Source organism: Luteimonas sp. AC640a (genome assembly GCF_979256585.1).
Genome location: NZ_CEEDOV010000010.1, coordinates 361534 through 375916, shown reverse-complemented (window position 1 = coordinate 375916; position 14383 = coordinate 361534). Strand labels below are relative to the sequence as shown.

Below are 14383 nucleotides of genomic sequence, written 5' to 3'. Positions count from 1 at the left end.
GTCTTCCCGTAAGAAGGCTGATTGGGCAAGGTCATTCGGGGGGGTGTTCTGGTGCAGCGGATGCGGCTTCGAGGCCGCGCCGATCGGGTGCGGATGATGCCGGTTCCGTGTTCATCTTTGGGCCGCCACGTGCGACTGACATCACCAAGTGCGAACGCTGTCACAGCGCTTGGCTCCGATGTGCTGCCGCGTGCGCAGCGCGTCCCGTCACGTCCCTGCATGTCGTCGCCGCCGCGCTGACGATCAACGATGGAATCCATGGCAGAAGCTCGAAGCCGGCACTGGTGCAGAGCGCCGAGCGACCGCCATGGCGCGGCACGCCTGCAGGCGGCGGCGTGACCACGGCCGATGAAGCGCTGCGATTCGTCGAAGCGCTCAGAGCCGGCACGCTGATCCCACTGCCGCTACTGGAGGAGGCGATCAAGCGGCAGACCGACTGGTACCGCTACGGCTCTCTCGTCGGCCCGACCGAGTTTCCGCATTGGGGCCACGGTGGCGGCGCGCCCGGCAACCGCGCCGCGCTGTCGAACTATCCGACCCGCGACATGACCCTGAGGTGCCTCAGCAACCGCGATCCGCCTGTCTGCGATCGTCTGCTGACACGACTGCATTGGCATCTGTCGCCGCCGGTGGTGTCACCCGGGGCCACTGGGGATGGATCCACTCGCGATGCGGGCCCACAGGCCACGTCTTCGTGAAGCGCCTCACCAGCTCAGGGTGTAGTGCGCGACGAAGCCGCCCTCGCGCTCCCATGCACCCGTGCAACCGACTCGCCCCATGGCAGCCATTGCCTCGTGGAGCGCGTCGTCGCTGAGCCCGCCGACGTTGACGCTCCAGGCCAGCTCACTGCACCCCATTGCCTTCTGCCTTCGTACATGAGCTTTCAGTTCGGCCACCACGGCATGCATCGTGCGGCGAGGCAGCGTGGTGACAGCGAAATCGTGCGCATACGCGAGACGCGCCATCGCAACTCTCCAGAATGTGAGCAGCAGCTTGGAGAGATAGATACGAGTGGAAAGCGGAGTGCGGATGCAGATTTCGGCGAATCCCTGAGCAGGAACAGGGTCAGAGTGCTACTTCCGGGTGGTCAGGAGAGCGCTCTCTGCAGCCCCCTTGCTACGAAGGCGCCAGCTGCATCGCAGCTGGCGCGTTGCTGTCGGGCTAAACGGTGGGCATCGGCCGCATTACGGTGTCCGCGGCGTCAGATAGCCCGTCCACGTTTTGCTGGCGATCATCCACTCGCCTTCGACCTTGATCAGCACGACGTAGTCCACGCCGCGCCAGCCGGGGTAATCCAGATCCACGCGGACCGCAGCGAGGTCCCGAGCCACGTCCACGATTTCATAGCTGCGTTTGCGCTGGTCTTCGTTGGCGGCGGGTTTGCCGTCGAAGCCTTCGGCGAACTGCGCGCCGGTGCGCTGGGCGAGCGCGGGACCGCGGTTCGCCGAGGTGCCGATCATGACGCCGTCGCTTCGGAAGACTTCTTTCGCCAGCGCGTTGTCGGCGGTCGTGTACGCGCGCATGAAGGTCTGCATGACGCGATCCACGGCGTCTCTGTCGCTTGTCTGGGCCATCGCGGCGGCGGGCAGCAGGAAGAACAGGGCGGCTGCGAAGGCGGTGGTGCGGTGTGAGGTGTGCATGGGTCTGTCCTGGTGATGGTTGGGTGGGTGGGGCGTACAGCAGCGCCGCCTGGCGATGGCGCTGATGGGGGCTTCAGCGTTGCGCTGTGTCGGCGCGGGGCGGTTGCGCCGCAAGCCCGCGCAGCACGTCGACGACGGCTTCGGCCACTGGCGCTGCGGAGGCGTAGTTCTGCCCGGTGACGACGCGGCCGTCGACTTCGATGTACGGCGCTGGGCTGTCCACCATGTGGAAGGCGCCGCCGCGGGCTTCGACCGTCTGCCGGATCAGGAACGGGAATTGCCTGAAGTACGCGGCGTCCTGGTCTTCATGCTCTTCGGGGTAGCCGCTGATGCGCTTGCCCGCGACGAGGTATCGGCCGTTGCCGAGCCGGATGTGCGCGATGCCCGCGGTGCCGTGGCACACGGCCGAGATCACGCCGCCATTGCGCTCGTAGACATGCGTGGCGATGCGTTGCAGAACGGGATGCTCGGGCACGCCGTACATGGCGTTGCTGCCGCCGACGTAATACACGGCGCGGTAGCGGTCGGGATCGATCTGCGCGGGCGTCGCGGTGTTGCGCAGGCCACGCATGATGCGGGCGTCTTCAAGGCGCGGCGCCACGTCGTCGTCGACGTAGGCATCGAGGATCGGCACATCGCCACCGTCGGGCGTCACGAAGTCGATCGCATAGCCCGCGGCGTGGAACGTATCCCAGGCATGCACCACCTCGCCGAAGCTGATGCTGGCGGGGATCGTCGAGCTGCCGTGGACCCGGGCGCTGGCGAGGATGAAGAGGATGCGGGCCTGATCAATGCTGGCGGGCGTGTTGAGATCAGCGGGTGCGGTGGTCGCGATCGTGCTGGCCGACGCCGGGGACGCGGTCGTCAGGGTGCTCTCGACACCGGTGCGCGCGGAGATCGTTTCGGCGGCATGGGCCTTGGACCCACCGCATGGCCAGGGCGACAGGACGAGAAGCAGGAGCGCGATGAGAAAGCGGATGGCAGGCATGCGGCGGGCTCGCAGGAAGGAGCCCGTACGCTAGGCGAATCGCTTTCGAATCAATGCATTGCAATCTGTTCCAGGAGTGCTGGAATCGATTCTAGGAGTCGGCGTGCGCCGCGCGGAACGCGGCCGGGGTGGCGCCTTCCTGTTTCTTGAAGGCGCTGTAGAAGGTCGACATCGACTGGAAGCCGGCTTCTTCGGCCACCACTTCAAGCGGCTTCGCCGGTGTCTGCCGCAGCAGCGCCTTGGCCTCGATCACGCGCAGCTGCGCCAGGTACTGCTTGAACGAGGTCTGGTTGTTCTGGTTCAACAACTGCGACAGCCGCGCGGCGGGCATGCCGAGTCGGCGTGCGAGACGGGGCAGGGTCAGCGCCGGGTCCAAATGCAGACGCTCGCGCGCCATCAGCTCGGCCAATTTCTGCAACTGCGCAGTGGCCTCGGTTTCGGGAATCCGACGGTCCTGATACGGCTCGATTGCCGCGTGACCGGCGCGCATGCGCAGATAGACCAGCACGCTCGCCGCGAGCACGAAGGTGAAGGACAGCGCGCCGACGATGTAGGCGGTGTAGCCCGCGGTGTAGTACGCGGTCCAGATGAGCCAGATCCCGGCCAGCGCACCCAGCAGCAGCGTGCCGGATGGCGTGCCTTGAAGTCGCGCGCGATGGCGGTACAGCTGCGCGCTGGCGAGCAGCAGATAGCCCAGCCACGCGTAGTTGATGCCCGGCGTGATCACGCCGCGCCACAGCGCGACGTGGTCGTCATAGGGAAACAGCAGATTCACGCCCGCCGCGATGACCAGCAGCGCGGCGATGTGCCACCGGTCCGCCGCGCCCGGTCCGGGCGTATCGCCCTGGCTCGATCGCACCAGAAAGAACAGGCAGGGCCCGATGAGGAAACACGCGGTCAGTCCGATCTGCAGCACGACCAGCGGAATCTCCGGCCAGACATGGAAGGCCGCCGACTTCCCGGTGCGCACGCTGACCATCAGGAGCAGCAGCGCCAGCCATCGCTGCGTCGGCTGACCTTTCGCGCGCCACCACAGGAACGACGCCACGCCGATTCCATTGAAGGCGCCGAGCATGGCGAAGAAGAACAGGAAGTGTTGGCTCAGCATGGTCGGAGCATTCGGGAATTCGGCTTTGTGAATAGAGTAACGGGACCACGACCGACGAAGTCAGGCTCACGTCCTGGCCTCGAGTGGCGCCAGGATCCACTGCTCGTAGAGCGCGTGCGATCGCGTGGTCAGGGTAATTTAGGGGTGCGTCCGGATTCGTTCCGGTCCTGCAAGCTCGAGCGGTCCGTTCGCTCTCCCGGCATCGAGGTAGAGGATGCTCTGGAGATGGCGGAGCGGACGGTGGCGTGGACTTGGCGTGTCCGTTCGACGCGAGGTGCATCGACGGCGGCTTCCAGTCGAATGTCTGCGTCCTGCCACTTGGATTCCGATCGCTGAGCACGGATTGATGCCAAGGAATGCAGGTGCGACAAACGGTCGCGTGGTGGCCCTTTCAGACAGGTCTAAGATGCCATTCGACAATGGCCGGCGCAAAGAATGAAGCTGCTCGCGCAGCCGAGTGAGGCAATGCGTGCGCCTCACGACACGTGGTGTCGAGTGACCACCCGGAAGTAAACAGACATGTACGATTGGTTCCCGATAGTCTTTATCGTGTTCAAGGTGGTCGTGCTTGGCACGGGCATGTTCTTCGCGATCAAGTGGCATCACGATCAAGCCAAGAGAGAAACGCAGGAAAAGAAGGACGCGCAAGCGAGACAGGACGCGCAAGAGATGAAGCGCAGGAACGAATCCAGCGACCCGTAAGCGCCTGGCGCACACGCGTCGTTGAATGATTCGGCAGTGGCGCCCGGCTCGTGGCGACCGTCGAGCGCACTTTTGAGCGGGACGAACGAGGCAGGCGTCAGAGCGCAATTGAACGGCGCCCCCCGCATCGCAGTGCGGCACCCGCGCGTTTGCGGCCCGTGCGCTCACTTCTGTGTCCGAAGACGCGGACTTGACCGGTCGACGCGGGCCGCGGGCACAGGTCGCGTGGACCTGCCGCTTGCCGGTCGATGCACCCGGTCTTGCCAGCACGGTCGCTAGACTCGGCCGATCTCACTGCGCTGGAGCATCGTGGACACCGAAGCGGACGTCGGACGCCTGAACATCGTGGAGCGCACGGGCCTGGCGTTTCTGCGCCGTGGTTGTCGTCGCGACGACAGCGAGATCAATGCGTGGCAGGACGAGGATCGGACGCGCATCCAACGGTTGCAGTGGTGGGCGGTCGGCCTGTGCGCGCTGGCCGGTGCCGTCTCCGCGGCGTTGATCGGTGCTGCGGATGTCGGGCTCCGCGAGGCGCTGGGCACGAGTGCCGAGCCGTCTCTGTTTTCCCCGGCGCGTGACCTCGCGTATTGGGCGTGGTACGGCGGGATCGCGCTGCTGGTGAGCCTGCTGGAAATACTGGCGGTGTACTGGGTGCTGCTGCGCAGTGTTGCGGGCATTGCGGATGCGGCTGGCGTATCGGTGTCGCGCGGTGACGCTGACGATGTGCTGGTGACGGGCCTGTCGCGCGCGGCGCTCGATATTCCGAATCCGCGCCGTTCGCTGCACGGTCTCGATCCCTACGTGCGGACCTCGCGCTTGAGGATGCTGGCGTACACCGTGCTGTACCGCGTCAAGATCGGCGCGACCAGTTTCGTGGTGCGGATCCTTGCCCGCCGCGTGCTCGCGCGCAGCAGCTTGCGCGTGCTGCTGCCGTTCGCAGCAGTGCCCGTGTTTGCCGGCTGGAACGCGCTGATCGCATGGTGGGTGATCCGTGAGGCGCGCGTGCGTGCGGCCGGTCCGCTGGTCGTCCGCGACGCCGTCGTGGCGCTTGAGCGTGCGCAGCTGGACGACGATGGCCGGCGCCTGGCGCTGGACGCCGTTGCGGAACTCATCGTCGCGGCCGAGGACGCGCATCCCAATTACGACCTGCTGCTCGCGCGCCTGTGCGAGACGCTCGGCATCGAGGCGCGCATTCCCGAGTGGACGGACGTGCGCACCCGCCTCGCGCGTGCCGATGCGCCCACGCAGCAGGCAGTGCTGGCGCTGTCGACGACGACCATCGCCCTGCGCGGACGCAGCAGCCGTCGACAGCGACGCGTGCTCGCATCCGCCTACGCGGCTTGCGGCGCGTCCCTCGGCGACGCGCTGCGTACGGCACGGCGACGTGTCATCGAAGGGCGATGCGCGCCCGATCCGTCAGGCATGCGTGCCTGATCGACTCGTTACTCGGGCGTCGGCTCACTGCAGGACGGCGTCAGGTCCACGCCACTAAGAAACGTGGTGCTCGCCGCGATACAACAGGTCGGCGCGACGAAGGCCAACATGTGCGCGCCTTGTTCGACGGTCGTCATCTCGATTCGCCCGGCTTCGCGCAGTGTGGACACGTGGGCCAGCGCGCCCGCGTACGGCGTGTTCGGATCGAGCGTGCCATGGACGACGAGCGTGCGAGGCAGACGCGCCGGGGCGCCGCCAAAAAAACGGTCGCGTGGATACAGAGGCAACGGCGTGTCGGCCAGGACGCCGGGGAGGGGACTCTTGAACAGCGCATCCCGCGCTTCGGCATCCACGGTGGCGCGGTCGAGGTCGCGCCGGTCGTTGTTTTCCGAGTCAGAGATCGACATCACCAGCGGCAACGACGGTGGCGAGAATGGATCGGCGTTCAACGCGGCGTGGATGACTTGCAGATCCTTGAGGGCGAGCTGCAATGGCGCTGCGTCATCGTCGGCCAGGGCATCGACGATCGCGGGAATGCGCGCGCGAAGGCTGGGAAAGTTGATCAGCATGCCGAGCGTGCAGCGCAGGTCACCGCCGGGCACGTGCGCGCGCCAGGGGGCGTTTTTGTCCGTCTCTAGCAGGGTGCGGTAGGCAATGACGTCATCGGGACCGAGCAACGCCCGCCCGACTCCATCCACGACTGTGGTGCGATGTCCCAAATCCCATTGCGCGGCTGACTCGGGGGGCACCAGCCCATCGAGCACCAGGCCGTCGAGTGGCTGCGGCGCGACCTGCAGCATGCGCAGCGCGAGCTGGGTGCCATAGGACACGGCGTACAGGCGCACTTCGCCATCGCGCCGATGGCGCGCGATCAGCGTCGACAGTCCTGCGCCGCCTCGGTGATGTTGAAGGCTGCGGTGCGCGCTGCATTCGCGTGCAGCGCCCCGATACACCGTCCCCATTCCTCGCCAGCAAGCGCCACGCCATCGGCGCTCTCGGGCGATGCCTGCTCGGCGCACAGCCGCGTCGAACGCCCTGTGTCGCGATGATCGGGCAGGACGAGATCATGCTCGGCAGCCGAGGCGACACCCGTCGTGCAGGTGGTCAGCACGAGAAGCATGAGGACGGACAGGCGCATCGGCGTGGCTCCAAAGTCGGCATTCGAACGGAGCAGCCGCCATCACGTGGACACGTGCGCCGAAAGTCATGCGCGTGCGTTCGTGATCGATGTGGAATGTCTGCAGTCGATCACGGTCTGCGAGCGCGCTGAGCGCGCGTCCGCGGAGGCAGGTGTCGTCATGGACCTGTGACGGTTCGTTGCCTGACGGTGGGCAATCAAGTGTCGGCAAACGATCCGTCTGGGCGCGTAACGCCTGCGCGCGTACGCGCTCCGCGCAGACGGCAGCCATCTGCCGGGATCTCGGAACCGGACGACTGCATCGATTTGCTATCTTCGCGGCGCCTACAAAAGAGGCGTGCGGAGCCGAGGCGATGCGAGCGTGAGTGAAGTCGACCAACCGATGGTGGCGGTCGTCGAGGACGACGACGCGCTGCGCGAGCAGATCCTGCTGCCATTACTGCGTGCGTCGGGTTTCAGGGCAACCGGGTTGGCGAGCGCGCTTGCGCTGTATCGCGATCTCGTCGCCAATCGCTACGACCTGGTGCTGCTCGATGTCGGTCTTCCGGACGAGGATGGCGTCGAGGTCGCCCGCCATCTGCGCAAGGCGGCGCCGGCAACGGGCCTGGTGATGCTGAGCGGGTACATCTCCGACCGCGATCGCCTGCGCGGCCTCGAGGCTGGTGTGGATGCGTACCTCAACAAGCCCGTCGAGTCCGAGACCTTGGTCGCCACCCTGCGCAACGTGTCCCGCCGTGTGGGAGTGGGCGCCGGTGAGGCCGCCGGGCGCTGGCGGCTGGATACCGCGGGCTGGCGCATCCTGCTGCCCGATGGTCGCGCGGTCGCGATGTCGCTGCCGGAACAGCAGATCATGCGGCTGCTTGCCGCAGTGCCCGGCACGCCTGTCCGCCGCGACAGATTGATGGCCAGCCTGTCCGACGATTTGCAGAGCTTCGACCCACACCGGCTGGAAATGCTGGTGTACCGCCTGCGTCGCAAGTGCCAGGACGCGACCGGTGTGTGCCTTCCGCTCCAGACGGTGCGCGGCGTGGGTTACGTCCTCGCCTGGTAGCGCTTGTGGCCCGCAAGTCGCATCTGGCCCGAGGAATCGGGCCGTCTTCCAGGGCGGCGTGCGGTCCCGATGGACGACCCTCGCTTCTCTAACCCTACGTCTGCCTGCGGATCACCGGGCTCCCTCACATGAGGTGAGGCTCGGCAACACAAGGTGGGTGATTCTGGGGCGCGCATCACATATAGTGCGCGCCGCACGTCTCATCAGTCCGCGGCATCGCGGTCCGGTCGAGACGTCCGGGGGAGGCGCGTGTTGGGCAACGCGCCGAAGCAGTGAAGACAGAGGCGCCACATTGGCGCCAGAACGCATGCGCTGTTTTTAACGGCGCAAAGGGGCAGCTACGTGTTCGAAACATCGCTTTCCGGCCGGGCGCGGACGACCGCGTCCGGTTTTCTGCTGGCACTGGCCTTCACGCTGATCGCGGGCGTCTCGCATCTGGCGATCGCGCAGTCCTCGACGGTGACCAATGTCGCGACCGTCACTGCTCCTGCCGGCCGGAACGATGTCGACCCGGCCAGCAACACCGACAGTGCCACGGTGGCGATCGGCGCGAGCGGCCCGGACTTCTGCGCCACAGGGGATGTGTTCAACATCGTCAACGGCGTGGGTATCTACCAGTATCCACCGGGCTCGCCTAGCGACAATCGTGTCACCAGCCTGGATCTGACGCTCGCCCCCAACGTCAACGCGTTGATGGTGGATCCCGGGGCTGGCGGCGAGCGCAACCGCCTGCTGTTCCATGACGGAGGCTCCGGCAGCATCTGGGCCTACGACCCGACCAATCCGACGAATCCCGGCTGGTACCAGACGGGTGCAGTCGTCAGTCCGAATCTGCCGCGCGCGGGCATGACCGCCGAGGGCGTGGGTTATCTGATCACCGCGGCCAGCCAGGTCGGCGCCGGCGCGACCGCGCAGATGTATCGGCTGGTGCGCAGCAGTGCCTACGGCTACACCGTGGGCGCGCCGACCACGCTGGTCTACGACGTGGCGCCGAGCGACGTGGGCTCTGGCGACATCGCGTTCGACGACCAGGGCTTCGGCTGGCTGGTCGCGGGTTCCGATCTGTACAAGGTCGATGTCGCAGCCGCAACCGCCACCCGGCAGCAGGCCTTCACGGGTGCCCCGGCTGGCAACGTGGTCTATGCCGGCGCGGCTTTCGGCGGCGATGGCCTGCTGTACGTGGTGAACAACAGCTCGGGCGTGTACTACGCGATGAATCTGGGCACGGGCACGATGACGCAGGTCGCGACATCGGTCAGCACCGGCAGCAACAATCGTGGGCGTGACCTTGCGTCCTGCAGCTTTCCGACGATCACGCCGGCTGAGCTCCAGGTGACAAAGTCCCTGGCCTCGATCACCCGCGATGGCGCAGCCGTTCCCATGGGCGAACCGGCGGCGCCGGGCGATGTCCTGACCTACGACATCCGGATCGAACACATCGGCGGCACCCAGGCCGCGACCCTGTTTGCCGGCGATATCGTCGAAACCGTGCCAGCGAACACCTCGCGCACCGGAACGACGGACGCCTTCAGCTGCACCGCCGACGTCTGCACCAACACCAGCCCGGTCAACATCGCGGTGGGCCAGAGCGTCACCCTGCAGTTCGTGGTGCAGATCGATGTCGATCTCGCCGATACCGTCAGCCAGATCTCCAACAGCGTCGTCGTCAACGGCACACCGGGCATCGACTGCGCCGTCGGTGGCAACGACTGCACGGAGGACACGCCGGTCGAGGTCGAGCCCGCGCTCACTTCCGCCAAGGCGCTGACGGCGGTCAACGGGGTTCCCGTCACCGTGGCCGCACCCGTCGCCCTCGGCGATGTGCTGACCTACACGATCACGGCGACCAATACCGGCAACGTCGTGCTGCCGACGGTGACGCTCACCGACGCCCGCATCACGCCGACCTCCATCACCTGCGCGCCCCTCGCGGCGGCTGCGGTCTGCACGCTGACGGGCACGTATACCGTGACCGCGGCCGACATCGTCGCGGGCGCCGTGTCGAACACCGCGGTCATCACCACGCCGGACACGCCCGGGCTCTGCCCGGTCGGTTCGACCGACGTGGTCTGCCGTCCGAGTCTCGATGTGCCGACTGTCGCCCCCGCGCCGGCGCTGACCGTGGTCAAGACCGCCGGCACGCCGACCGGTGCCATCGCCGGCAGCACGATCGCGTACGCGTTCCTGGTGACCAACACCGGCAACGTGCCGCTCGCCGATCTCGCGATCGACGACGACCGGCTCGACGCCCCGGCGGCCTGTCCGGTCACCACGCTGGCACCCGCGGCGTCGACGACCTGTACCGGCACGCACACGATCACCCAGGCCGAAGTGGACGCGGGCGAGGTGCTGAACACCGCGACCGCGACCGGCACGCCGCCGGGTGGTGGCACGACGACCAGTCCGCCGGACGATGACGACGTGACGCTGGCGGCGACGCCGTCGCTGACCGTCGTCAAGACGGCGGGCACGCCGAGCGGCAATGCGGTCGGCAGCACGATCGGCTACACGTTCCTCGTCACCAATACCGGCAACGTCACGCTGACGGGCCTCGCGATCGACGATGCCCAGCTCGATGCCGCCGCCGCTTGCCCGGTCACCACGCTGGCGCCCGCCGCGTCGACGACCTGCACCGGTACGCACACGATCACCCAGGCCGAAGTGGATGCGGGCGAGGTACTGAACACCGCGACGGCGACCGGCACGCCGCCGGGTGGCGGCACGACGACCAGCCCGCCGGACGACGCCGACGTGGACATCGTCCGCAGTCCCGGGCTTGCGACCAACAAGGCGCTGGGCGCGAACGCCGACGAGGATGGCAGTGGCACGGTCACGCTCGGCGATACGCTGACCTACACCGTCACCGCGACCAACACCGGCACGGTGACGCTGGCCGATGTCGACGTGCGCGACGATCGCATCACGCCCGACCGCATCGTCTGCGCCAGCCTCGCGCCGGGCGCGAGCTGCGTGCTCACCGGCACGTATGTGGTGACGCAGGCCGACGTCAATGCCGGCCAGCTGGTCAACACCGCCACCATCGCCACGGGCGAGCCCGGCGTCTGTCCTGCAGGCAGCACGTCCGCCGCGTGCAGCCCGACCGTCACTGTCGGCATCACGCCCTACGAGATCGCCGCCAACGACGACAGCTTCGGCCCGGTCAACGGTACGGACGGTGATCCGTCGGTCGGCAACGTGCTCGACAACGACACGCTTAATGGCGTGCCGGCGACCCCGGGCACGGTGACGATCACGCCCGGCACGGTGCCGCCTGGTCTCGCGCTGGATTCGACCACGGGCGTCGTCAGTGTCGCGCCGGGTACGCCGGCGGGCAGCTACACGTTCGACTACACGATCTGCGAGACGGCGAATCCGGCGAACTGCGACACCGCCACGGTGACTGTCGTGGTCGAGGCGGCCGAGATCGTCGCCAGCGACGACAGCTTCGGCCCGGTCAACGGCACCGACGGTGCCCCGTCGGTCGGCAACGTGCTCGACAACGACACGCTCAACGGTGCGCCGGCGACTCCGGGCACGGTCACGATCACCACGGGCGCGTTGCCCAATGGCGTCACCGTCGATACGACGACGGGCGTCGTCGGCGTCGAGCCGGGCACGCCAGCGGGCAGTTACACGTTCGAATACACGATCTGCGAGACCTTGAATCCGGCCAACTGCGACACCGCGACGGTGACCATCGTGGTCGAGGCGGCCGAGATCGTCGCCAGCGACGACAGCTTCGGCCCCGTCAGCGGCGCCGATGGCGATCCCTCGGTCGGCAACGTGCTCGACAACGACACGCGCAACGGTGTGCCGGCAACGCCGGACACGGTGACGATCACGACCGGCGCGCTGCCGCCCGGTGTCACGGTCGATACGACGACGGGTGTCGTCGGTGTCGAGCCGGGTACGCCGGCGGGCAGCTACACCTTCGAATACACGATCTGCGAGACGCTCAACCCGGACAACTGCGACACCGCAACCGTGACGGTCGTGGTCGAGGCCCCGGCGATCGACGCGGTCGATGATGGTGCGACGACCGACCAGAACACGCCGGTCACGATGCCGGTGCTCGACAACGACACCCTCAACGGCATCCCGGTCGATCCGGATGCGGTCACGGTCATCGAAGTGACGCCGCCCGCCAACGGCCGCATCACGATCAATCCGGACGGCACGATCACCTACACGCCCAACCCCGGCTTCTCGGGCGACGACGTGTTCGAGTACCAGATCTGCGAGATCACCAATCCGTCGAACTGCGCCACCGCGACGGTCACGGTCACAGTGATGCCGAACATCGTCGAAGCGATCGACGACGACGCGGGCACGGTCGAATCCGGCGTGCCCACGCCCGTCCTCGTCGTCGGCAACGACACCAGCACGGGTGCGCCCCTGGACCCCGGCTCGCTGACGATCCTGACGCCGCCCGGCCACGGCGTCGTGGAGTGTGCGAACGGCATCTGCACCTACACGCCCGAATTCGGCTACACCGGCGAGGACAGCTTCGTCTATCGCGTCTGCGATACCTCGTACCCGTCGCCGGTCTGCGATACCGCGACGGTGCTCGTCCGCGTCGAAGGCGTGGCGCCGCTGCGCGTGACCAAGACCGCCGCCGTGCGCGAGGTCAAGGTCGGCGATCTGGTGCGCTACACGGTGACGGTCGAGAACATCGGCAATGCCGTGGTCTCGGGCGCCAGCGTGGTCGACACGCCGCCGGCGGGCTTCAGCTACGTCGACGGGTCGCTGGCCGCCAGCGATGGCCGTGCGCTGTCGGTAACGGGCGCACGTCCGATCCGCATCGCCAGCCTCGATCTCGCGCCGGGCGACAGTCTGACGATGAGCTACCTGCTGCGCGTGGGTGCCGGCATCCGCGCCGGTGGTCACGTCAACCAGGTGCAGGCGCAGGGCGCAGGCGGCATCGCGCTGTCCAACGTCGCGACTGCGCAGGTACAGACCGCGTTCGATCCGCTGCTCGACGACAGCCTGGTGTTCGGCACCGTGTTCGACGATCGCAACGGCGATGGCTGGCAGGCGAGTGCTGCGCTGCGCGATGTGCGCGTGCAGGGCGGCTTCGCGCCGGGTGCCTACATCGCGGGTTCGACGACGATCGATCATGGCGACGGCCCGCAGCCGCTCGCCGACGCCAGCGCGCCGCTGGTGCACGGTGTGGTGCTCGACACGATCGCCGGTCGCCAGTCGGTGGCCGATCCGGTCGAGGCGAACCAGGTCGTGATCCGCCAGCGTCTACGCAGTGCGGACTTCACCGGTGACTTCGTGCTCACCAGCGGCGACGGCGCGACGCTGCGCATGTCGGCCGACGGCAGCACGCGCCTGGAGCGCAGTGGCGACGTGGCGAAGGGCCTGTCCGCTGCCGAGCCGGTGGTGACCCGTCGCGTCTCGCAGGACGGCGAAGGCGTGCTGGTCGAGTACGTGATCGGCAATGTCGGCATCGACGAGCGCGGCATTCCGGGCGTGCGCATTGCGTCGGTCGAAGGTCTGCTGATCGAGACCGACCAGTACGGCCGCTACCACCTGGTCGACGTGCCGGGCGGCACCGCCGCGCATGGCCGCAACTTCATCCTCAAGGTCGATCCCGCGACGCTGCCGCCGGGCACCACGTTCACCACGGCCAATCCGCTGGTGCGTCGCGTGACCGCCGGTCTGCCGGTGCGCTTCGATTTCGGCGTGCGTCTGCCGGTGGTCGAGCTGCAGGCACCGGGCGAGACCGTCGAAATGACGCTGGGCGAAGTGATGTTCGATCCCGACAGCAGCGCGCTGCGCGCGGACATGCTGCCGGCGATCGAAGCGATGGCGCGCGAGGTCGACCGCCACGGCGGCGGCAGCATCGTCATCACCGGCGAAGGTGGGCAGGAAGCGCTGGCGTTCGCGCGTGCGGCTTCGGTGCGCGACGCGCTGCAGGGCAAGGTCTCGCCAGCGGCCGTGCAGGCGCTGCAGGTCGAACTGCGCACGCGGGTCGAGGATCCGCATGCGCTGGTGGCCGGTGTCGGCAACGGCGACGTGCTGCTCGGCACGGTGCTGTTCGAGACCGATCGCGCGACGATCCGGCCCGAATTCGCAGCGCTGCTCGATGCAGTGGCCGCGCGTCTGGAAACGCTGGGCGGCGGCGTGGTCGGCATCGTCGGACACACCGACGTGCGCGGCGCGCATGCCTACAACGTCGGTCTGGGCCTGCGCCGTGCGCGGGCTGTCTACGACGCACTCGCAGGACGCCTGAGTCCGGGGGCGCGTGCGAATACACGGGTCGAGGCCACGCGCGATCCGGCTGCACCGGTCGGGGAGGTGCGCAAGTGAACGGGAA

The 14383-nt window shown here is 67.6% G+C and carries 11 protein-coding genes; 5 read left to right on the top strand and 6 right to left on the bottom strand.

Annotated elements, in window-relative coordinates:
• The first annotated feature begins 284 nt into the window (after window positions 1-284).
• Window positions 285-698: a hypothetical protein gene (locus ACZ9YD_RS10800; protein WP_465075213.1), complete on the top strand. Its 414-nt coding sequence runs from the start codon at window positions 285-287 to the stop codon at window positions 696-698.
• A gap of 6 nt (window positions 699-704) precedes the next feature.
• Here the strand turns inward: ACZ9YD_RS10800 and ACZ9YD_RS10795 are convergent, their stop codons facing one another.
• The 4 genes from ACZ9YD_RS10795 to ACZ9YD_RS10780 form a co-directional block, all read right to left on the bottom strand.
• On the bottom strand, window positions 705-965 hold the full coding sequence (locus tag ACZ9YD_RS10795) for a hypothetical protein (protein WP_465075212.1): 261 nt from the start codon (window positions 963-965) through the stop codon (window positions 705-707).
• Window positions 966-1184: 219 nt separating this feature from the next.
• Complete coding sequence (locus ACZ9YD_RS10790; protein WP_465075211.1) at window positions 1185-1640, bottom strand: nuclear transport factor 2 family protein; 456 nt, start codon at window positions 1638-1640, stop codon at window positions 1185-1187.
• 73 nt (window positions 1641-1713) lie between these two features.
• Complete coding sequence (locus ACZ9YD_RS10785) at window positions 1714-2628, bottom strand: type 1 glutamine amidotransferase domain-containing protein (RefSeq protein ID WP_465075210.1); 915 nt, start codon at window positions 2626-2628, stop codon at window positions 1714-1716.
• Between the two features lie 91 nt (window positions 2629-2719).
• Window positions 2720-3736 carry an AraC family transcriptional regulator gene (locus ACZ9YD_RS10780; protein WP_465075209.1) on the bottom strand — a complete coding sequence of 339 codons (1017 nt, stop codon included), beginning with the start codon at window positions 3734-3736 and terminating at the stop codon, window positions 2720-2722.
• A 519-nt stretch (window positions 3737-4255) separates the two neighbouring features.
• On the opposite strand from ACZ9YD_RS10780, the gene ACZ9YD_RS10775 reads away from it, so the two are divergent.
• On the top strand, window positions 4256-4438 hold the full coding sequence (locus ACZ9YD_RS10775; RefSeq protein WP_465075208.1) for a hypothetical protein: 183 nt from the start codon (window positions 4256-4258) through the stop codon (window positions 4436-4438).
• 309 nt (window positions 4439-4747) lie between these two features.
• Window positions 4748-5872 (top strand): LBF_2804 family protein, encoded by a 1125-nt coding sequence (locus ACZ9YD_RS10770; RefSeq protein ID WP_465075207.1) that lies wholly within the window; start codon window positions 4748-4750, stop codon window positions 5870-5872.
• Between the two features lie 8 nt (window positions 5873-5880).
• Here the strand turns inward: ACZ9YD_RS10770 and ACZ9YD_RS10765 are convergent, their stop codons facing one another.
• Entirely contained in the window at window positions 5881-6717 is an 837-nt protein-coding gene (locus tag ACZ9YD_RS10765) for an alpha/beta hydrolase (RefSeq protein ID WP_465075206.1), read from the bottom strand.
• A 26-nt stretch (window positions 6718-6743) separates the two neighbouring features.
• Window positions 6744-7010 carry a hypothetical protein gene (locus ACZ9YD_RS10760; RefSeq protein WP_465075205.1) on the bottom strand — a complete coding sequence of 89 codons (267 nt, stop codon included), beginning with the start codon at window positions 7008-7010 and terminating at the stop codon, window positions 6744-6746.
• Window positions 7011-7371: 361 nt separating this feature from the next.
• Between ACZ9YD_RS10760 and ACZ9YD_RS10755 the strand changes: the two genes are divergently transcribed.
• Both ACZ9YD_RS10755 and ACZ9YD_RS10750 read left to right on the top strand, forming a co-directional pair.
• Window positions 7372-8061: a response regulator transcription factor gene (locus tag ACZ9YD_RS10755; RefSeq protein ID WP_465075204.1), complete on the top strand. Its 690-nt coding sequence runs from the start codon at window positions 7372-7374 to the stop codon at window positions 8059-8061.
• A 342-nt stretch (window positions 8062-8403) separates the two neighbouring features.
• Window positions 8404-14376 (top strand): DUF7507 domain-containing protein, encoded by a 5973-nt coding sequence (locus ACZ9YD_RS10750; protein WP_465075203.1) that lies wholly within the window; start codon window positions 8404-8406, stop codon window positions 14374-14376.
• Window positions 14377-14383 lie beyond the last annotated feature (7 nt).